Origin of the sequence: Nodosilinea sp. LEGE 07298, assembly GCF_015207265.1 — a bacterium.
Taxonomy (GTDB): Bacteria; Cyanobacteriota; Cyanobacteriia; order Phormidesmidales; family Phormidesmidaceae; genus Nodosilinea.
Genome location: NZ_JADEXE010000045.1, coordinates 12,408 through 31,087 on the forward strand (window position 1 = coordinate 12,408; position 18,680 = coordinate 31,087).

Annotated in this window: 18 protein-coding genes; 8 read left to right on the top strand and 10 right to left on the bottom strand. The window is 55.5% G+C overall.

Annotation, left to right across the window (positions count from 1 at the left end; all coding sequences use genetic code 11):
- Window positions 1-2,106: a S8 family serine peptidase gene (locus IQ273_RS08725; protein ID WP_278000542.1), complete on the bottom strand. Its 2,106-nt coding sequence runs from the start codon at window positions 2,104-2,106 to the stop codon at window positions 1-3.
- Window positions 2,107-2,285: 179 nt separating this feature from the next.
- On the opposite strand from IQ273_RS08725, the gene IQ273_RS08730 reads away from it, so the two are divergent.
- From IQ273_RS08730 to grxD, 3 genes are all read left to right on the top strand, one after another.
- Window positions 2,286-2,870 carry a hypothetical protein gene (locus IQ273_RS08730; RefSeq protein ID WP_194022782.1) on the top strand — a complete coding sequence of 195 codons (585 nt, stop codon included), beginning with the start codon at window positions 2,286-2,288 and terminating at the stop codon, window positions 2,868-2,870.
- A 136-nt stretch (window positions 2,871-3,006) separates the two neighbouring features.
- Window positions 3,007-3,261, top strand: coding sequence for a BolA family protein (locus IQ273_RS08735; RefSeq protein ID WP_194022783.1), 255 nt, complete (start codon window positions 3,007-3,009; stop codon window positions 3,259-3,261).
- A gap of 55 nt (window positions 3,262-3,316) precedes the next feature.
- Entirely contained in the window at window positions 3,317-3,640 is a 324-nt protein-coding gene (gene grxD / locus IQ273_RS08740; RefSeq protein ID WP_194022784.1) for a Grx4 family monothiol glutaredoxin, read from the top strand.
- A gap of 137 nt (window positions 3,641-3,777) precedes the next feature.
- On the opposite strand, the gene IQ273_RS08745 is transcribed toward grxD, so the two are convergent.
- Both IQ273_RS08745 and IQ273_RS34335 read right to left on the bottom strand, forming a co-directional pair.
- Window positions 3,778-4,815 (bottom strand): aromatic ring-hydroxylating dioxygenase subunit alpha, encoded by a 1,038-nt coding sequence (locus IQ273_RS08745; protein WP_194022785.1) that lies wholly within the window; start codon window positions 4,813-4,815, stop codon window positions 3,778-3,780.
- 293 nt (window positions 4,816-5,108) lie between these two features.
- Complete coding sequence (locus tag IQ273_RS34335) at window positions 5,109-5,231, bottom strand: hypothetical protein (RefSeq protein WP_255534429.1); 123 nt, start codon at window positions 5,229-5,231, stop codon at window positions 5,109-5,111.
- Window positions 5,232-5,330: 99 nt separating this feature from the next.
- On the opposite strand from IQ273_RS34335, the gene IQ273_RS08750 reads away from it, so the two are divergent.
- Window positions 5,331-6,236, top strand: a complete 906-nt coding sequence (locus IQ273_RS08750; RefSeq protein WP_194022786.1) for a pirin family protein — start codon at window positions 5,331-5,333, stop codon at window positions 6,234-6,236.
- A gap of 12 nt (window positions 6,237-6,248) precedes the next feature.
- Here the strand turns inward: IQ273_RS08750 and bioA are convergent, their stop codons facing one another.
- The 7 genes from bioA to tig form a co-directional block, all read right to left on the bottom strand.
- Window positions 6,249-7,541, bottom strand: a complete 1,293-nt coding sequence (bioA, locus tag IQ273_RS08755) for an adenosylmethionine--8-amino-7-oxononanoate transaminase (protein WP_194022787.1) — start codon at window positions 7,539-7,541, stop codon at window positions 6,249-6,251.
- Window positions 7,542-7,574: 33 nt separating this feature from the next.
- Window positions 7,575-7,916 (bottom strand): DUF86 domain-containing protein, encoded by a 342-nt coding sequence (locus IQ273_RS08760; RefSeq protein WP_194022788.1) that lies wholly within the window; start codon window positions 7,914-7,916, stop codon window positions 7,575-7,577.
- On the bottom strand, window positions 7,906-8,244 hold the full coding sequence (locus IQ273_RS08765) for a nucleotidyltransferase family protein (RefSeq protein WP_194022789.1): 339 nt from the start codon (window positions 8,242-8,244) through the stop codon (window positions 7,906-7,908). Before IQ273_RS08765 ends, IQ273_RS08760 begins: the two co-directional genes overlap by 11 nt.
- A gap of 36 nt (window positions 8,245-8,280) precedes the next feature.
- Window positions 8,281-9,135, bottom strand: a complete 855-nt coding sequence (locus IQ273_RS08770) for an alpha/beta fold hydrolase (protein WP_194022790.1) — start codon at window positions 9,133-9,135, stop codon at window positions 8,281-8,283.
- 2 nt (window positions 9,136-9,137) lie between these two features.
- Complete coding sequence (gene clpX / locus IQ273_RS08775; RefSeq protein WP_194022791.1) at window positions 9,138-10,478, bottom strand: ATP-dependent protease ATP-binding subunit ClpX; 1,341 nt, start codon at window positions 10,476-10,478, stop codon at window positions 9,138-9,140.
- A 10-nt stretch (window positions 10,479-10,488) separates the two neighbouring features.
- Window positions 10,489-11,178, bottom strand: coding sequence for an ATP-dependent Clp endopeptidase proteolytic subunit ClpP (clpP, locus tag IQ273_RS08780; protein ID WP_194022792.1), 690 nt, complete (start codon window positions 11,176-11,178; stop codon window positions 10,489-10,491).
- A gap of 260 nt (window positions 11,179-11,438) precedes the next feature.
- Window positions 11,439-12,878 (bottom strand): trigger factor, encoded by a 1,440-nt coding sequence (gene tig, locus IQ273_RS08785; protein WP_194022793.1) that lies wholly within the window; start codon window positions 12,876-12,878, stop codon window positions 11,439-11,441.
- A gap of 363 nt (window positions 12,879-13,241) precedes the next feature.
- Between tig and IQ273_RS08790 the strand changes: the two genes are divergently transcribed.
- The 4 genes from IQ273_RS08790 to IQ273_RS08805 form a co-directional block, all read left to right on the top strand.
- Window positions 13,242-14,270, top strand: a complete 1,029-nt coding sequence (locus IQ273_RS08790) for an aspartate-semialdehyde dehydrogenase (protein WP_194022794.1) — start codon at window positions 13,242-13,244, stop codon at window positions 14,268-14,270.
- A gap of 128 nt (window positions 14,271-14,398) precedes the next feature.
- The gene (gene dapA / locus IQ273_RS08795) at window positions 14,399-15,274 is read left to right on the top strand and encodes a 4-hydroxy-tetrahydrodipicolinate synthase (protein WP_228052590.1); all 876 of its coding nucleotides are present in this window, start codon (window positions 14,399-14,401) and stop codon (window positions 15,272-15,274) included.
- A gap of 411 nt (window positions 15,275-15,685) precedes the next feature.
- Complete coding sequence (locus IQ273_RS08800; protein WP_194022796.1) at window positions 15,686-17,569, top strand: ribonuclease J; 1,884 nt, start codon at window positions 15,686-15,688, stop codon at window positions 17,567-17,569.
- Window positions 17,570-18,121: 552 nt separating this feature from the next.
- Window positions 18,122-18,680, top strand: a 559-nt coding sequence (locus IQ273_RS08805; RefSeq protein WP_194022797.1) for a ribonuclease E/G, incomplete at its 3' end; no start/stop codon positions are given.

The following is an 18,680-nucleotide window of genomic DNA, read 5'->3' on the forward strand; positions in this document are numbered from 1 at the left end:
CTAGTTAACTCCCAGGGTAAGGCTCCAGCCCAGCAGCGTACCGGTAGCACCGGGGGCACTATCTATGGCGCGCAATCGCCAGGTGCCCTGGGCCGGTTGACCAATCAGTCGCATCAGCGCTGGGGTTGTTGCCAGGCTGTAGGTCTGGCGCAGCTCCGTTTGGCGGCCCAAAGTACGCCCCTGAACTAGCACCGTAGCGCCACCGGGCGCGATTAAGGTCAGGCTCAGGTCGCCCAAAAAGGCGTGATCAACCCTAATCTCTAGCTGCACATCGGTAACGGTGCCGGTAGCCGCGATTGCCACGCTGCTCTCCACCCCGCCCGGTTGGTTGTCTGGAATTGCCGCCGCCGTCTGATTTTGCTGCTGCACCACTCGACCCAGCTGCCGCCCAGCAAAGGCTCGTCGCTGAGCCTCACGCACGGCTGCTGCCGCATTTACCTTGCCGTAGCCAAACCACTGCGAGTGGCCGCTGGCATTGTAGGTGCCGTACTGCAGGCCCAGCTGGGGATCGGGGGTGCGATCGACAATTTTGTCGGCGGTAGCCTGCAGAATTTCGCGCACCTGCCGAGCGGTCAGGTTGGGGTTGACCGACAGCATGAGCCCCGCCACCCCCGCCACCACCGGGCAAGAGCTAGAGGTGCCGCCAAAGACATTGGTATAGTCGTCGGGGCTGTAGCCCGCCGCCTGGGTGCGATCGCTGGTGACCATGCCCAACCCCGGCAAATACTGGCGCAGCGGCGGCCCTGTCGCCACACTTCCCACCTGGGGTAGAGCCATGCTGGGGGGCGCATTGTTGCTGGGGGCGGCCACGGCAATGTGCTCGCCCCAGTTGCTGTAGGCGGCCTTGGTGCCCAAGCTGGTTGAGGCCGATACCGCTATTACATCGGGGTGAATGGCAAACCCACTCAGCCACCGAGTGGGGCCGCTGAGCGTGTTGGGGGGCCACTGGACTTCATTGATCGTGCCGCTAACCGGGCGATTGGCGTTGCCCGCCGAGAAGACAATCACGCAGCCTTTGCCATTGCGTCCGGTGGTGGCGGCCCGCATGAGCGCGTTGGTCTGCCGCAGGGTCAGCGGGAAATAATTGGTCGCGGGCGACCAGCTACAGACAATCACCGCCGCCCCCCGGCGCACGGCCTCATCAAACAGCTGCTCGATCGAGCGATCGTCAATAAAGCCCGTGGTGCGAATCGGCAAAAAAGCGCAGCCGGGGGCTACCCCCACAATGCCGATCGCGTTTTCTTCCCCAATCGCCAGACCCGCCACCGCCGTACCGTGGTTCTCGTTTTGTTTGGTCGGCAGGGGCAGGGCATCTTTATCTTGCAGATCGATTGGAGCTACTAGCTTACCTACGCCCTGGAGGTCAGGGTGGTTCAAGTCAAAACCGTCGTCGCTGACGGCAATCACCACCGATCGCGACCCGCGCGTAATGTCCCAGGCGGCTTCTGCAAAGATGTGCGACCCTGCCGCCAGATTAGCCCCGCCGCTGTGAGACAGGTGCCACTGCTGGCGGTAGCGATCGTCGGTGGGTCGGTAGAGGCTGCCGGTTTCGATCGCCAGGTTGGGTTCTGCCGCCAGCACCCCATTGAGGGCAATCAGGCGGTTGGCCAATTTGATCGGGTTTTCGGTGGCGGCTGAGGTGGCTCTCACCACAAAGGTATTCGGAATGCCCGCCAGGGGTTTTTCAATCGCCAGGCCCAGACCTCCCAGGATCGTATCGATAGCTGAGGCTGCTATCTCGGGGGCAAACTGCACCGTCAGCTGCTCGGTCAGGTAAACCCAGGTTTGAGGGCTGTCGGCCAAACGATACACGTGGCTAGCAAACAGCACTGTTGGGTCACGGCGAGCTAGGGTTAGAGCGGTTTCGATGTCAGTTTCAGCCACTTGCCATTCCACCAGTTGCCCCCCGGCTACCGCCCGCAGAGCAATGGGGTTCAGGCGCTGGCGCAGAGGCTCCAGGGCGGCAGGGGCGCTGAGGCGGGTCGTAAAGCGAGTGGGCACCTTCTCTAGCAGCAGTTCTTCGCCACCGCGCTGCAAAATTTCTCCCCAAAAAGCACGGCGGGGGCCGTCGCTAGGCATACGAGGATCGGCAGGAGATGCGGTCATGGAGATTGAGCCAGCGGCGGGAACGTTTAGCCAGCAAAATAGTCTGTGGCAAGGCTATGGCATTGGAAGTAACCCTGGGGCAGTTGCCCTACTGGCCCCCAAGGCAGTATTGCACCATACCGAGATGATAAGATATCCCAGTGTTTTTCAGTCTAGTTGTCCCTCACCCCCTCGTATTCATGGTCGCTTCTCCTCGTTTTTTGCGTTACACCCTAGGCGGTTGGGCCGCTGCGGCATTATCTGTAGCCTTAGTTGGGGGAGTGTCTGGAGCAGCCCTGGCCCAAACCGGCGAGGCTGATCCGGTGCGTCCGCTCAACCAAGCCAGCAGCTCCTTGAGTATTGCTTCGGGGCAGCAGCTCATGACTGAGGCCAGCGCTGCGATCGCCAATCAAAACTACGACCTGGCCGAAGAAAAGCTCAAGCAGGCCAGAGAGAGCTTCAACCAAATTTCAACCTACTATCAAGAGCTAGCTCAAATGTTTGTTGGGGTTGATACCCAGATCAACCGCAGCAACCGCGAAAAAGCGCTTGAAACCGCTCAGCTGCGTGACCAGGCGTCGTACCAACTGGCGTTGGTCTACCGCTCCCAAAACCAGCCCAACGAAGCCGTGCCCCTGCTGATGGAAATCTTGCGCAGCCAGCAGCCCACTCGCGATCTGGGCCAGCGCGCCTATCAACAGCTCTATGAATTAGGGTTTGTCAGTGAGCCCTACGCTGGTCGGGCCGCCACCACCCCAGCTGAACCCACTACGCCGGCTGAATAGGCGATCGCGCATTTGTTCTCGGTCACCCATAGTCAGATTCAATGCCCTTGGGGTTATCTAGTGGGCATTGCTCCTGGCAATATGGGTTTAGGGGATTTGAGTACCCCAGCTACCTATCCCACAAGGAAACCGCATCATGATTACTCCCGATCAGGTTAGCACCATGATTAAAGCTGGGCTTCCCGATGCCAGCGTGCAGGTGCAAGATTTAACTGGTGGTGGCGATCACTACCAGGTAGTGGTGGTATCGTCGCAGTTTGAGGGGTGCAGCCTGGTACAACAGCATCAGCTCGTTTACAAGGCCGTGGGCGAGGCCATGTCCTCCGAAGCCATCCATGCGCTAGCCTTGAAGACATATACCCCAGAAGATTGGGCTGCCCAAAGCGCCTAAGCCTGGATTTTCTTTGCTTCAACCGTTCACCCCATTCTGCAAAGGTATCGACCCTATGGATTCGGCAACTAAAGAAAGACTCGACCAGCTAATTCAAAACAACACCATCATGGTGTTTATGAAGGGCAACAAGCTCATGCCCCAGTGCGGTTTCTCCAACAACGTGGTGCAAATTCTCAACGTTTTGGGTGTGCCCTTCGAAACCGTTGACGTGCTGGCTGACCCAGACATTCGTCAGGGCATCAAAGAGTACTCCAGCTGGCCCACCATTCCACAGGTGTATATCAACGGTGAGTTCGTTGGCGGCTCCGACATTCTCATCGAGCTATACCAAAACGGTAAACTCCAGGAAATGGTTGAAATCGCCATAGCCTCTTAGTCGTTGCAGACTCACTGGAGACAAAGATGTGGCGGAGCCCATCTTCAAGACAAACGATAATACAAATGACTCTGCTGAACCATCGGCGATCGAGGGTTGGGCAGAGTCGTCTTTTGTGGCTTAACTTAGTCTGGCTATCAAGCTGTATAGATTGCGCCTAGGCCGAGCGATCGCAGCCCCCGGCGGTAGGTAATGGAGGTCTTGTCGGCCCCAATGTGTGACTCTGCTGACATGTCTAAGGGGAGATCCTCAGGATATTGAGCCTCTACCACTTCTTTATCTTCCTCAAACACCTGGTAGTTAAACTCGTAGACCGGCTCCAGAGGCAGGTCTTGGTCGAAGTTGCGGCAGATTGGCACAAATACTCGGGTTTTGCGGGCTGATACGGGGCTCGCCGCATTCAAAATGCACAGCCGCCCTTCCCCAGGAAAGTGCACCGTTAGTCGGGCTGTAAAGGGCAAAAACACCTCAAACACTCGCAGCCATTTGAAATCGGCTGGGGCGCGGTCTTGTAGCGCTTTAGGGAAATTGCTCACGGTGCTAAGATACTCCGCCCGCAGACCGTGCTCGGTAGGGGTCACCTCGTAGCGAGGCACCACCGGATTATTGATATCGCCAAAGGTTTCGGTGTGCACAAAGGCAAAGTGGGCGACATCTAAAAACCCTTCTATCTGTCGCCCTGCCGCTGCTTCTAGATTCACGGCATCGGGCAAAATTTGCTGGTAGTCAGGGTCATCCCAGGTCGGTAGCTCGGGTAGAGGGTACTGTTCGCCACTGCTAAGGCTCGTCCAGATCAGACCGTAGGCTTCTTTGACCGGATAGGTTTTGAGGCACAGCTTTTTAGGAATGCTGGCTTCGGGGTTAGCGGGCACCTTGACGCACTGGCCGTCGGCAGCGTAGTTAAAGCCGTGGTACTTGCACACCAGATGGTCGCCCGATACCCAGCCCATGCTGAGGGGAATACCCCGGTGCAGGCAAATGTCGTTGGCGACCGAAACCCCAGCACTGGTGCGCCAAATTACCAGCCGTTGGTCAAGTAGGGTAGCGGAGATGGGGCGATCGGTAACATCGCGACCGAAGGCAACGGGATACCAAAAGGGATGCAGTGCGTCCCAGTCTGATTCGGTAAAGGTACAGCCTCTGGGGTAAACCTGCTGGTGGGCCACAATATCCACTCCTTGAGTTGAACAGTGATTGTCTTCACAGGTACCAAATTCGACTGGCCAGTGTCTGACTTTAAGACTACAGCAGCGATCGCATCGACATGGATGGGCAATGCCTCAGCCGTTTGATGGTCTCAGGCCCCGTAAGGGCTTGGCTCAGTGATATTTTTGAGCGCCCCTTGACCCCTGAACCCTCGCTAACCAATAATTCGGCTCCCGCTGTGAAGATAGCGGGGCCGGAACGCCTAGTGCATTTAGCACCATCGCCATGCTCGTCACCCCGCAAAAGGTTTAGTTGATCTGCGTCACAACTGGCTTGTAAGCGGTACGTAGTCGGCTAGCGCCTCGCTGTCGCGCAGCAGTACCTGCCCTTGTGCGGATATCAGCGGAGTTAGGTGGTCGGGTAGAGGCAGCGTTTGCGCGACCATTTGGTGTGCCCCCAAGCTCAATCCCCGTTTGAGCATCCTCAACCCAAGTTAGGAATTCGCTACAGTAGAAAGCATTACAGCATTCACCACCGCTTCACTATGCCGACTCTCAACCAGCCCAGTACCGCCAAGGCTCTGCACAGTATTCAGCGCACCCGCGATCGCCACTGGGTCGGTGATGGCTTTCCAGTCCGCACGCTGATGGCTTACAACAGTTTGGGGCAAACCATTAGTCCCTTTTTGCTGCTCGACTATGCGGGGCCAGCCAATTTTTCGCCCACTGCGGCACGGCGCGGCGTGGGTGAGCACCCTCACCGGGGTTTTGAAACCGTCACCATTGTCTACGACGGCGAAGTCGAGCACCGCGACTCGGCTGGCGGCGGCGGCATCATTGGCCCCGGTGATGTGCAGTGGATGACGGCGGCAGCGGGTCTGGTCCACGAAGAATTCCACGGACCAAATTTCGCCCAGCAGGGCGGCCCCTTTGAAATGGTGCAGCTGTGGGTGAATCTGCCCGCTAAAGACAAAATGGCTGCGCCTCGCTACCAGGGCATTACCCGCGATCGCATTCCCGTCGTGGATCTACCCAATGGCCAGGGTCACCTGCGGGTGATCGCTGGAGACTTTAACGGTGCCCAGGGGCCAGCCCAAACTTTTACGCCGATCAATATGTGGGATCTGCGGCTGACCGGGGGCAAGCAGGTCAAACTGACAGTTCCCGAAGGCTACACCACGCTCCTGGTAGTGCTGAAGGGATCGGTACAGGTGGGCGACCCTGAGACAGTTGATGCAGCGATCGCAGAAGCTGAGATCGGCATTTTTGACCCCGCTGGTACCACCCTCACTCTTCACACCCAGCAAGACACCACAGCCCTGCTGCTGTGCGGCGAACCCATCGACGAACCGATTGTGGGCCACGGCCCCTTTGTTATGAACACCACCGCAGAAATCTACCAGGCCGTAGCCGATTATCAGAGTGGCAAAATGGGCGCTTTGGTGAGATAGGCGCGATCGCCGCTAGATAAGCCCGGCTACAACGCTATCGATCGCCTGAGTAATTTGCCTGAGCTGCGGTGGCTCAACAATATAGGGCGGCATGGTGTAAATCAGGCGGCCAAAGGGGCGCAGCCACACGCCCAAGGCCACCAACTGGGGCTGCACCACCGCCATATTGACCGGGTTATGCAGTTCGACGACACCGATCGCCCCCAGCACTCGCACATCCCTCACCGCTGGCAGGTCGCGGCAGGGGGCTAGCTCCTGCTTTAGCTGAGCCTCAATAGTGGCTACTTTGGCAGCCCAGTCGTAGCTTTCCAGCAGATTCAGGTTCTCCAGCGCCACCGCGCAGGCCAGCGGGTTGCCCATGAACGTGGGACCGTGCATAAACACTCCGGCTTCTCCCTGGGCAAAAGTTTCGCTAATGTGGCTGGTAGTCAGGGTGGCGGCCAGCGACATAAAGCCCCCGGTCAAGGCCTTACCCACACACATAATGTCGGGGCTGATGCCTGCGTACTCGCAGGCAAACAGCTTGCCGGTACGGCCAAAGCCCGTGGCAATTTCATCCAAGATTAGGAGAACGTTGTAGCGATCGCACAGTTCCCGCGCCCGGCGCACATACTCTGGGCTATAAACCCGCATACCTCCCGCTCCCTGCACCAATGGCTCAAAAATGGCGGCGGCAATCTCCCCGTGGTGGCGCTCCAGAATGGCCTCAAAACTGGCGATATCGTCCTCCTCCCACACCCCCTCAAAGGGAATCTGAGGCGCATCAACAAAGTACTGCTCCACCAAACTGCGGCGAAACAGGTGGTGCATGCCGTTGACCGGGTCGCACACCGACATCGCCGCGAAGGTATCGCCGTGATAGCCGTTTCGCAGTGTCAAAAAGTGCTGCTTTTGCGGCTCGCTCCGATTATGCCAGTACTGGATCGCCAGCTTCATCGCCACTTCTACCGCCACCGACCCTGAATCGCAGAAAAACACCTGCTGCAAGGGTTCCGGCGTCATCTGCACCAGCTTGTGGGCCAGCTGCACCGCAGGCTGGTGAGTTAGCCCGCCAAACATAACGTGGCTCATACGGCCCATCTGTTCTTGTGCCGCCCGGTTCAGCCGAGGGTGGTTATACCCGTGAATGCAGGTCCACCACGACGACATACCATCGACCAATCGCTCCCCCGTCTCTAGCGTCAGGTACGCCCCCTGAGCCGACTTTACTGGGAAAAGAGGCCCAGTATTTGGCACCGCCGCATAGGGGTGCCACACGTGGCGGCGATCGAGCGCCAAAAGTTGATCGATGGGCAGAGACTTCATAGGGCTAAAAGGCTGGTAGGCGCACAGGCTCATTCATGAACTTTCTTCGGCTAACAACGGTTCTAGAATGGCAATCAGCTCTGGAACGTCGATGCTGACCGCATCCCAAACAATGTCTACATCAACCTGGTCATACTGGTGGGCAAGAATGTTACGCATCCCTACAATGCTTTGCCAGGGAATATGGGAATAGCGCAATTTAAACGCATCTGATAGTCGGTTGGCTGCTTCGCCAATAACGATTATCTCGTATAGAACCGCAGAACAAGTACGGCGATCGCGCTCTAAGGCAGCTCGATCAAATCCTTCGGCAAAACTTAAAATTTCTTGTGCTGCCAGCAGCATATCAGTAATCCACTGCTGGTCACGCACCATAGATAACCAAAGCAGATGCCAAGATTGCTTGACGACGGATGTAGTTGCGACTGTGCTCAACAGATTTTTTGCTGACCAAATCAACCTTGCGCTTGAGCAAAGTCTCCAACTCGTTCTGCATTTTGGCAATAGTGAGGAGTCCTTTACGTGCATTAGGCACAAAGGTAATTAATAAATCCACATCACTATCATCTCGAAAATCGTCGCGTAGTACAGAGCCAAAGAGGGAAAGTTCAGCAATACCCCAGTGCTCACAAAATTCCACTAGCTGAGTGGGAGAGACACCAAGACGTTTATACAATCTGGTCGTTGAACTAGCTAAAGTCATGGCTAGAAGGGCATTGACCCAGGCAAAATCAGGCGTCTAAGCAAGAAACTCGTTGACGTATCTCAGGTAGGTCTCAGGATCCTCCAGCATCGGAAAATGCCCTGTATTCTTCACCAGAGCATAGTCAATCTTAGGATTCAAGTCAGCTGCGGTGCGCCCCAAATCTGCAGGGGTAATTTTGTCGAATTCGCCTGCTACCAGCAGCGTTGGCACGCTAATTTTGGCAAACTCTGCTGGCATCACCTCCGTAGCTTTTTTGCTCACCGAGGTAAAAATGGTGCCCAGGGCGGTGGCATAATCAGCCGCCAAAAAGTCTTCTAAAAAAGCAACTTTCTCAGCCTTAGGAATCGGTCGACTAAGGAATCGGGCCATAAAAAAGCGGGGTGCCAGCGGTATTTTTGCCAGCCACTGGGGCCGAAAGGCCACCACGTAGCCGCCAAATTTGTAAAACGCCTCAAAGGCCGCTTTGTCGTATTCAAAAATGCCGTTGCAGGTAAGAATGGCGCGATCCACTAGGTGCGGATACTGGTTCAAGAAGTACACCGCCACCGATGCCCCCATAGAGTGGGCATTGATAGAAACCTTGGGCAGATTTAGCGCCTTCAAAAGCTCGGCCAAATCGTCGGCGTAAGTGTCTAGCTCGTAGCCCCGCAACTCCATAGCCTCTTGCTGGTCGGGGGCAATGGTAGAACGCCCAAACCCGCGCATGTCGTAGAGCAGGCAGTCGTAGCGATCGCTCATCGCCGCCGCCGTACTTTGCCAATAGCGGGCTGACCCTGCCCATCCATGGATGAACACCATCACGGGTTTAGGGGACGCCGGATCGCGGGGAGTATCGGTACCAACCCACTCGTAGTAGTGGCTGACCTGATTAATCTCAACGTAGGCCATGGCTAAGCAGACTCAGGCTTAGGCATCGACGACGGATGCAGCAGCAGATCGGCCGTAGAGCGCTGTTCCACCATTTCGCGGGTAATCGTACAGCGCTTCAGGTCTTTGCGAGAGGGTAACTCGTACATAATGTCGAGCATCAGCTCTTCAATAATGCCGCGCAGGGCGCGAGCGCCGGTCTTGCGGCGGTAAGCCTCGCGGGCGATCGCCCGCAGCGCATCCGACTTAAACTCTAGCTGCACGTTATCCATCCGCATCAGCTTTTGGAACTGCTTCACCAGCGCATTTTTCGGCTCGGTGAGAATTGCCATCAGCGACTCTTCGTCGAGCGGATCCACTACCGATGTTGCAGGAATTCGACCAATAAACTCAGGAATCAGGCCAAACTTAACCAGGTCGTCGGGTTCCAGGTGGCGCAGCACATCGGCAGTACGCTTTTCGCGTGAAAACTGGCCTTCACCCGGCTGCACAAAGCCAATCGATTTTTTGCCGATCCGCTGCTCAACAATTTTCTCTAAGCCTACAAAAGCCCCGCCGCAGATAAACAAAATATTGCTGGTGTCAATCTGGATGCAGTCTTGGTAGGGATGTTTACGGCCACCCTGGGGCGGCACATTGGCTACGGTGCCCTCCAGCATTTTTAGCAGCGCTTGCTGCACGCCCTCACCCGATACATCGCGGGTAATGGAGGGGTTTTCGCTCTTGCGAGCAATCTTGTCGATTTCGTCAATGTAAATGATGCCTCGCTGGGCCTCTTCCACATCTAGGTCGGCCACCTGCAGCAGCCGCAGCAGAATGTTTTCGACATCCTCGCCCACGTAACCCGCTTCGGTGAGGGTGGTGGCATCGGCTACCGCAAAGGGCACTTCGAGAATGCGGGCCAGGGTTTGGGCCAGCAGCGTTTTGCCGCAGCCCGTGGGGCCAATCAGCAGAATGTTCGACTTTTGCAGCTCAATGATGTCTTCGGGGGCTTCGCCCTCGGTCCCCTGTAGGTAGCTAAGCCGCTTGTAGTGGTTATACACCGCCACAGAAAGCACTTTTTTGGCCTCATTTTGGCCAATGACGTGCTCATCGAGATAGTTCTTGATTTCGCGGGGTTTAGGAATCTGGCTAAGGGAAATAGCCGGGGCTGTTCTGGGGCGATCGGCGGCGGCGGTATCGCGGCGGGGCACCGGCTGGGCGATCGCGGTGCCCGAGTCAAACAGCTCTTCGTCTAGGATTTCGTTGCACAGATCAACGCACTCGTCACAGATGTAGACCCCCGGCCCCGCAATCAGCTTGCGCACCTGCTCCTGAGACTTACCGCAAAACGAGCACTTTAGATGGGAGTCGTACTTAGACATAAAAATGACCCTAGTTGAGTGCAGTCATAGCGACAGTGGCCGAGAGCGTTTGTCTCTCTACAACATCGTCGATGATCCCGTAGTCTTTGGCCTCAGCGGCAGACATATAGAAGTCGCGCTCGGTGTCGGTCTCAATGCGATCGATAGGCTGCCCCGTGTGATGGGCAATCAGCTCGTTAAGGCGAGTCTTATGGTAGAGAATTTCCCGCGCCTGAATCTCAATATCCACCGCCTGGCCCTGGGCACCGCCTAAGGGCTGGTGAATCATAATGCGAGAGCTGGGCAGCGATAGGCGCTTGCCTTTAGCTCCTGCACACAGCAGAAACGCCCCCATGCTAGCCGCTAGACCAAAGCAAATCGTCACCACGTCAGGGCGAATTTGCTGCATGGTGTCGTAAATGGCCATGCCCGCCGTCACCGAACCGCCAGGAGAGTTGATGTAAAGCTGCACATCTTTCTCGGGTTCTTCGGCATCTAAATAAAGCAGCTGCGCCACGATCGAGTCAGCGACTTCGTCAGTAACGGGGGTGCCCAAAAATACAATCCGCTCCCGCAGCAAGCGAGAGTAAATATCAAATGCACGCTCGCCCCGTCCCGATTGCTCTACAACAACGGGCAGCATGCTGCGAACCTGGTTGGCGTTCAGGGCAGACTGGCTCAAGCTCAAGATCGGGCTACTCAAAGGGTTCGATGCAATCATAGTGGGTTTGGGCGAGATTTCAAGGGTTTAAGGATATTGCTTTACAGCAGCACCAAGTTTTGACCTTGGGGTAGGCCAACCAGGGGCGACTCGCTTAACGAGCAACTGACTGGCCTAATCGACATTATGCCCCAATTTTTTGGGTTCACGGGTGAGGTTGCCAGAGTCGGCTCCACAATCAGCCTGCCCAAGGCACTCCTAGCGATTTAACCCTAGCTACCTTGATCAGATGTCTTGCTCTCAGGCGCTGCTTGGGCAGGTTACTCAACTTTTTCGACAGCTTCGGTGGCCTCAATATCTACGGTTGCGGTGCCAGCGGGCTCTTCGACTTCATCTGCTTCGGCCTGTTCGCTCACGGCTTCCTCCGCGGCTTCGGGTTGCAGGCTACCTTCGGGTACCAGCTCAACGGTATTGTTTTCTTCTAGCCAAGCCAGAATTTTTTCCTGCAGCAGCTCTTCGGTGAGTACCTGCACGAGGCGATCGGGGTCGATCTGGCTGGGGTCTTCTACCTCGGCCATGGCCTCTTTAATTTTTTCCTGTAGGGCCTCTTCTTCAATTTTAATGCCCTCCTGCTTGGCTACTTCGCCCAGGGCCAGGGTGCGGTTTAGGCGATCGATCGCCTCGGGGCGAGTACGCTGGCGCATGCCATCGACCAACTCACGGGTCAGCATTTTGTTTACATCAATGCCCTGGCGGCTGAGCTGCATGATGGTTTGGGTGAGCAAAAAGTCCACCTCTTTTTGTACCAGGGTATTGGGGATTTCAGCCTCTAGGTGCTCGACTAGGGCTTCAATCAGGGCAGCGTCTTTGTTGGCTTTAGTCTTCTCTTCGGCCTCTTCCTGGTAGCGCTCGGTTAGCGACGACCGCAGCTCTTCGATAGTTTCAAATTCGCTAATTTCTTGGGCGAAGTCATCATCCAGCTCGGGCAGCTCTTTTTCTTTAATTTCCTTCAGCGTGATGGAAAATACCGCTGGCTGGCCCGCTAGCTCGGTTTGAGAATAGTCTTCAGGGAAGGGGATCTCGACATCCTTATGGTCGTCTATGGCCATACCGATAATGCCTTCCACAAAGCCGGGGATGAAGCGCCCTTCCTCTAGCTCCACTTGGAAGTCGGTACCTGAACCGCCCTGAAACTCTTCAAACTCGCCACTCTCATTTTTGACCTTGCCCACAAAGTCGATAACGGCGACATCGCCCTGCTGAGCGGGCCGATCTTCAATCGGTACCAGGGTGGCCAAATTGTTTTGATACTGACCCAAGGTGGCATCGACTCGCTCAGGGTCGGGCAAAATCTCTTCAGCCTGCACTGACAGCCCCGTGTACTGCTTCAGGGTGACGCGAGGCGGCACATCAACCGAGGCCTGAATGGTGACGGGCTGGCCCGGTTCGTAGGCGACAACTAGTTCTTCAAAGGAGGTTTTTAGCTGGTAGTTGCCGATCGCGTCGATTTCTTCCTGGGCGATCGCTTTATCTACCGCATTTTGCACCAGCTCTTCCAGCACTGCCGCCTTAAACTGAGGCACCCCAACCCGCTGCAAAAAGACCTGCTTAGGCACCTTGCCCTTGCGAAAGCCCGGTACATTTACCGTCCGCATCATCTTACTCAACACCTTGTCATAGGTTTTTTGAGACAGATCGGCGGGAACTTCAATTTCTAGTCCTACCTGGCTATCGGGCAGTACTTCCTGAGTAACTTTCATGGGGCCTTTTGCTAACTAGACGGCGACTGCGCACGCTCCAAAGTGGCCTGGAGAACTTTTGACGCAATTAATAAGCATACTCTAATCGCTATAGCCTGGTGAGCATTCCTTGGTTTTAGTCCATATTTTGGAGTGAATAACCCTTGGCTCCAGGGGTATTGGCTGGGGCGCTGGCTTAGGCAGGATGGTCGCCTGCCATTTTGGCTTTCCCTTATGTTTGTAATGTTTTTATACATTTGTATTTCGTAATATTTCGCAGCGCACCTGCCACAACCACGACAGGCAGCGGGGCTTTTGGGGGCAAAATCAAAGTGTTAGTATCAGCTGATGCCAATGCATTTTTGAGATAGATGAGGTAATGCTGTGTCGAACGGGCTTAGAGTTGCGGTTTTAGGGGCCACGGGGGCCGTCGGGGCAGAGCTTTTAGCACTGCTAGAGCAGCGATCGTTCCCCCTCAAAGACCTGACTTTACTGGCCTCGCCCCGATCGGCGGGCACAACGTTGACTTTTAAAGGAGAGCAAATTCCCGTTCAGGCGCTGAGCGAAAGTTCCTTTGATGGCATTGACCTAGTCCTAGCGTCGGCAGGTGGCTCAGTGTCTCAGGAGTGGCTACCCAAAGCGGTGGCGGCCGGGGCTGTCTGTATCGACAACTCCAGCGCCTACAGGATGGATCCTACTGTTCCCCTGGTTGTCCCCGAGGTCAACCCCAAAGCCGCTCAGACCCACCAGGGCATTATCGCCAACCCCAACTGCACCACCATTCTGATGGCCCTGGCGGTGTGGCCACTGCACCAGGTGCAGCCCGTGCAGCGCCTTGTCGTGGCTACCTACCAATCGGCTAGCGGGGCTGGTGCCCGAGCGATGGAAGAGGTCAAACAGCAGGCCCGTGCCATTCTGGCTGGAGAAGAGCCAGTGACAGAGGCGTTTCCCTATCCCTTGGCGTTTAACCTGTTTCCCCATAACTCGCCGCTCAACGAGCAGGGCTACTGCCAGGAAGAAATGAAGATGGTGAATGAGACCCGCAAGATATTTGATGCGGTCAACCTGAGAATTTCGGCTACCTGTGTGAGGGTTCCCGTACTGCGGGCTCACTCCGAAGCGGTTAATATTGAATTTGACGCACCCTTCTCGCCCTCAGATGCAAAGGCGTTACTGGCCAGAGCTCCAGGGGTCAAGGTGGTTGAAGACTGGGGACGAAACTATTTCCCCATGCCCATAGAGGCTAGCGGTCAAGATGATGTGTTGGTGGGTCGTATTCGCCAGGATATCTCGAACCCCAATGCCCTAGAGCTATGGCTCAGCGGCGACCAAATTCGCAAAGGGGCAGCCCTGAACGCCGTTCAGATTGCAGAACTGTTGCTGGTGCCTCAGGCTGTGGGGGCAAGTCAATAATTTATGCCAGGATCAGCCCGTGCTGGACGAACTTGGTATAATTTCAGGGACATTAGTATTGAATCTAGTTTAGACTTCGTAGGGTGTAAGGCATTCGGGTGACGTATTTCGGCAAAGTGCTAACGGCAATGGTGACGCCATTCTCTGAAGATGGCTCCGTCGATTATGTCGTGGCTGAGCGTCTGGCCGACCATTTGGCAAGTAACGGCAGCGATGGCTTGGTGGTGTGTGGTACTACCGGCGAGTCGCCTACCCTGAGCTGGCAAGAGGAGTACCAGCTTTATAAGGTTGTTAAAGAGGCCGTAGCGGGTCGTGCTAAGGTCATTGCAGGAACCGGGTCTAACTCTACTTCAGAAGCTATTGAGGCGACCCGCCACGCCTGCGACCTCGGGCTAGATGGCTCTCTACAGGTGGTGCCCTACTACAACAAGCCCTCTCAGGAAGGGCTTTACCAGCATTTTAGTCAGATTGCCGCAGCGGTACCTGATTTGCCCCTGATGCTGTACAACATTCCAGGGCGTACCGGCTGTGCCCTAGCGGTTGAGACCACTGCCCGCTTAGCCGAAATATCGAATATAGTGGCAATTAAGGAGGCCAGTGGAAGTTTAGATTATGCCAGTCAGGTTCGTTACCATACCCCTGCTGAGTTTGGCATCTATTCGGGGGATGACTCGCTAACTCTGCCGGTGCTGGCTGTGGGCGGTTGTGGAGTAGTGAGTGTGGCCAGTCACCTAGTTGGTCCTCAAATTCAAAGCATGGTGCAGGCCTACGAAGCCGGAAAGACCCGGTTGGCCACTGAAATTCATTTGCAGCTCTTGCCTTTGTTTAAGGTACTATTTTTGACCACTAATCCGGTACCGCTTAAGGTAGCGTTGGCTCAGCAGGGCTGGCCGGTGGGCGCGGTGCGATCGCCCTTGTGTATGCCCGATGAGTCTGTAAGTATTGCGATCGCAGAGGTGCTCCAGCAGCTCTCTGCCCAGGGTGTTTTAGCCCCGAGCCTTTAGTTAAGGGGGGCGAACGCGTAGCCCCAGTGAGAACGGTACTCTCCCAGTTTTAGCTAAAACACCCTTGAAGCAGGCGATCAAAGGCAAGCTATCGATTTCCTCTAGCTTTCTGACAACTGAATAACCCGTTTATCCTCTCTATCTGTGTGAATTTATCTATGGATTTATCTGTACTGTCTATGGCCCTCGCTGCTCTATCTGCCGATGTTGCGACATCGACCTGGGCTTCAACGGTTCCTACCGCTTCTACTACCAACAACGCTTGACGCTTAACCATGCCCGTCGGCGAGAGAACTGCTGCACCAAGTGAGGTGTTGTGCACTTTCCGACTGCTGTGCTCGGTTTAGTCTGAGCTAGCATTCATTACTTCTTTCAAATTTTCACAACGATTGTTTACTGACGAGATTGTTTATGACTTCAAATTCTGCCAATAACGCCCTGAAAATTATTCCCTTGGGGGGACTGCACGAGATCGGTAAGAACACTTGCGTCTTTGAGATCAACGACGAAATTATGCTGCTCGACGCAGGGCTAGCTTTCCCCACCGACGGAATGCATGGGGTTAATATTGTGCTGCCCGACGTTACCTACCTGCGGGAAAATCGCCACAAAATCAAGGGTATGATTGTTACCCACGGTCACGAAGACCACATCGGTGGCATTGCCTTTCACCTCAAACAGTTCGACATTCCAGTTATCTATGGCCCTCGCCTGGCAATGGCGCTGCTAGAGGGCAAGCTTGAAGAAGCGGGCATGAGCGATCGCACCGAGCTGCGGCAGGTGCGCCCCCGTGAAACCGTGCGGGTGGGCAACTCTTTCCTGGTTGAGTACATTCGCAATACTCACTCCATTGCTGACAGCTGCTCGGTAATTATTCACACCCCCGTCGGCATTGTCATCCACACGGGCGACTTCAAGTTTGACCACACCCCGGTTGACGGTGAAACCTTCGACATTCAAAAGCTGGCGGAGGCGGGCGAGAAAGGGGTGCTGTGTTTAGTCAGCGACTCCACTAATTCGGAGGTGCCTGGCCATACACCCTCAGAGCGATCGGTATTCCCTAACCTCGATCGCGAGTTTGGCAAAGCTAACGGGCGGCTAATTGTCACCACCTTTTCGTCCTCGGTGCACCGGGTCAACATGATTTTGGAACTGGCCCAGAAGCACAACCGCAAGGTATTTGTGGTGGGGCGCTCTATGCTCAACGTGATTGCCCACGCTCGCGACCTAGGCTACATCAAGTGTCCTGAGAGCCTGTTTTTGCCGCTCAAATCCCTAGGCCATACCGCCGATGAGAATGTGTTAATCCTCACTACTGGTTCCCAGGGTGAACCGCTGGCGGCGCTTACCCGCATTGCTGAAGACTCACACCGACAGATCAAAGTCAAGCAGGGCGACACAGTGGTGTTCTCTGCTAACCCTATCCCCGGCAACACCATCGCTGTAGTCAATACCATCGACAAGCTGATGATGCGCGGGGCCAAGGTGGTTTACGGCAAAGACAAGGGCATCCACGTTTCCGGCCACGGTGCCCAAGAAGACCAAAAGCTAATGCTGGCGCTGACCCGGCCCAAGTACTTCCTGCCCGTACACGGTGAGCACCGCATGCTGGTGAAGCACTCCGAAACCGCTCAAAGCATGGGCGTACCCGCTGACAACATGGTGATTATTGACAATGGCGACATCGTTGAAGTCAACCCAGCAGGCATTCGCAAAGCGGGTAAGGTACCCTCGGGCATTGAGCTAGTCGATGCTTCCCGCGTTGGCGTAGTGGGCCGCGACGTGCTCAAAGAGCGGCAGCAGCTGGCTGAAGATGGCGTGGTTACCATTGCCGCTACCGTTGGCAATAACGGCAAGCTGGTGGCTGACCCTTCCGTACAAATTCGTGGGGTAGCCCAGTCGATCTCCCAGGAACGATTCCAGGGCCAGGTGAAGCAAATCATTGCCCAGGTGCTGTCTAACCGTGGCGCTGAGCTGGTGGTGTCCAACGGCAACGGCAAGGCGGCCCTTGATCTAGATGCCCTCAAAGCAGCCCTTGACCAAGATCTGCGCCGCCTGGTGCGGCGGGAGCTAGACAAGCGCGACCCCATGCTGATTTTGCTGATTCAGGGAGCTGGTGTAGAGGGCTCAGTGCAATCGCAGCCCCAGGCTGAGCCAAAGCCAAAGGCTCAAGTAAAGCCTAAGACTGAACCCAAGCCTAAGACTGAGCCGAAACCCAAAGCTGAACCTGAACCTCAGGTAGCGACAACCGAACGACGCACCCGCACTCGGGCCACGGCGGCTTCGGCATCCTAAGCTAGCGTTGTAGTTGGATCTAGGGAGAGGAGATTGCGATCGCGATCTCCTCTCCTTTTTGCTAGCTAGAGAGATGCTCAGGCAATGTAAATCAACATTGCGGGTGCGGATATTGCATACTTGTGGTAAAAAGGTACGCAATATCATGTTGTTGCTTCTGCTTAACGCTATAATGCACACAGCAGGAGCTGATGTACCTGAGCAAAGGTGCATAGCAAGTGTCTTAAGCAGCTACACATCCTTAGCGCTCAAGGCTTCTGTCAGAATTTTTGTTCAGCTTGTGCGGTTTACCCAAGCAGATCTAGCGCAAACGAGATCCAGTACGAACAAGAATTCCCAGAGTCGCCCAGCGAGTTAGGTGATCTGTGCATGCCCTTAGGAAGCAGAAGTTCATCGCGGTATCGCGGTGGTCTTTATTGCAAAGCCTTTGCAAACGAGTTTTCCGACGACCCGGTGGCGGTGTTGACGTGGCTGGTGAATGGCCAAATCACCCACTCAGGGCAGGAAAAGCAGACTTTATTCGCCCCGGTGAGCGTTGTATGAGGAATTTGAATGCCGAAGCAGATTGTTATTGCTGAGCAAAACCGAATCGCTGCGGTTTTTTCTGAAGATCAGATCCAAGAGCTGATTGTGGCTACGGGTAGCCATCAGGTTAGCGACATTTATTTAGGCACGGTAGAAAATGTGCTGCCCGGCATTGATGCCGCCTTCGTCAATATTGGCGATAGCGAGCGCAACGGCTTTATGCACGTTACCGACCTTGGCCCCCTGAAGCTCAAGCGCAGTGCCGGTTCTATCACCGAGCTAGTGGTGCCCCAGCAAAAAGTGCTGGTGCAGATCATGAAAGAACCCACCGGCAATAAGGGGCCTCGTCTGACCGGCAACATCAGCTTACCGGGGCGCTACCTGGTGCTAATGCCCTCTGGGCGCGGGGTTAACTTGTCAAGGCGCATTCGCAGCGAGAGCGAGCGCAACCGTCTGCGAGCGCTGGCCATTTTAGTAAAGCCCGCAGGTATGGGGCTGTTGGTGCGTACCGAGGCCGAGGGCATTAGCGAATATGCCATCATTGAAGACTTAGAAGCTCTGCAAAAGCAGTGGGAAAGTATCCAGC

Bases quoted from the DNA above. Each gene is read 5' to 3' on its own strand.
- IQ273_RS08735 (WP_194022783.1), top strand. From the start codon at position 3,007: ATGATTACTCCCGATCAGGTTAGCACCATGATTAAAGCTGGGCTTCCC.
- grxD (WP_194022784.1), top strand. From the start codon at position 3,317: ATGGATTCGGCAACTAAAGAAAGACTCGACCAGCTAATTCAAAACAAC.
- IQ273_RS34335 (WP_255534429.1), bottom strand. From the start codon at position 5,231: ATGGTCGCGCAAACGCTGCCTCTACCCGACCACCTAACTCCGCTGATA.
- clpP (WP_194022792.1), bottom strand. From the start codon at position 11,178: ATGATTGCATCGAACCCTTTGAGTAGCCCGATCTTGAGCTTGAGCCAG.
- dapA (WP_228052590.1), top strand. From the start codon at position 14,399: ATGGTGACGCCATTCTCTGAAGATGGCTCCGTCGATTATGTCGTGGCT.
- bioA (WP_194022787.1), bottom strand. From the start codon at position 7,541: ATGAAGTCTCTGCCCATCGATCAACTTTTGGCGCTCGATCGCCGCCAC.
- IQ273_RS08760 (WP_194022788.1), bottom strand. From the start codon at position 7,916: ATGGTGCGTGACCAGCAGTGGATTACTGATATGCTGCTGGCAGCACAA.
- tig (WP_194022793.1), bottom strand. From the start codon at position 12,878: ATGAAAGTTACTCAGGAAGTACTGCCCGATAGCCAGGTAGGACTAGAA.
- IQ273_RS08770 (WP_194022790.1), bottom strand. From the start codon at position 9,135: ATGGCCTACGTTGAGATTAATCAGGTCAGCCACTACTACGAGTGGGTT.
- IQ273_RS08725 (WP_278000542.1), bottom strand. From the start codon at position 2,106: ATGACCGCATCTCCTGCCGATCCTCGTATGCCTAGCGACGGCCCCCGC.
- IQ273_RS08765 (WP_194022789.1), bottom strand. From the start codon at position 8,244: ATGACTTTAGCTAGTTCAACGACCAGATTGTATAAACGTCTTGGTGTC.
- IQ273_RS08730 (WP_194022782.1), top strand. From the start codon at position 2,286: ATGGTCGCTTCTCCTCGTTTTTTGCGTTACACCCTAGGCGGTTGGGCC.
- IQ273_RS08800 (WP_194022796.1), top strand. From the start codon at position 15,686: ATGACTTCAAATTCTGCCAATAACGCCCTGAAAATTATTCCCTTGGGG.
- IQ273_RS08750 (WP_194022786.1), top strand. From the start codon at position 5,331: ATGCCGACTCTCAACCAGCCCAGTACCGCCAAGGCTCTGCACAGTATT.
- clpX (WP_194022791.1), bottom strand. From the start codon at position 10,478: ATGTCTAAGTACGACTCCCATCTAAAGTGCTCGTTTTGCGGTAAGTCT.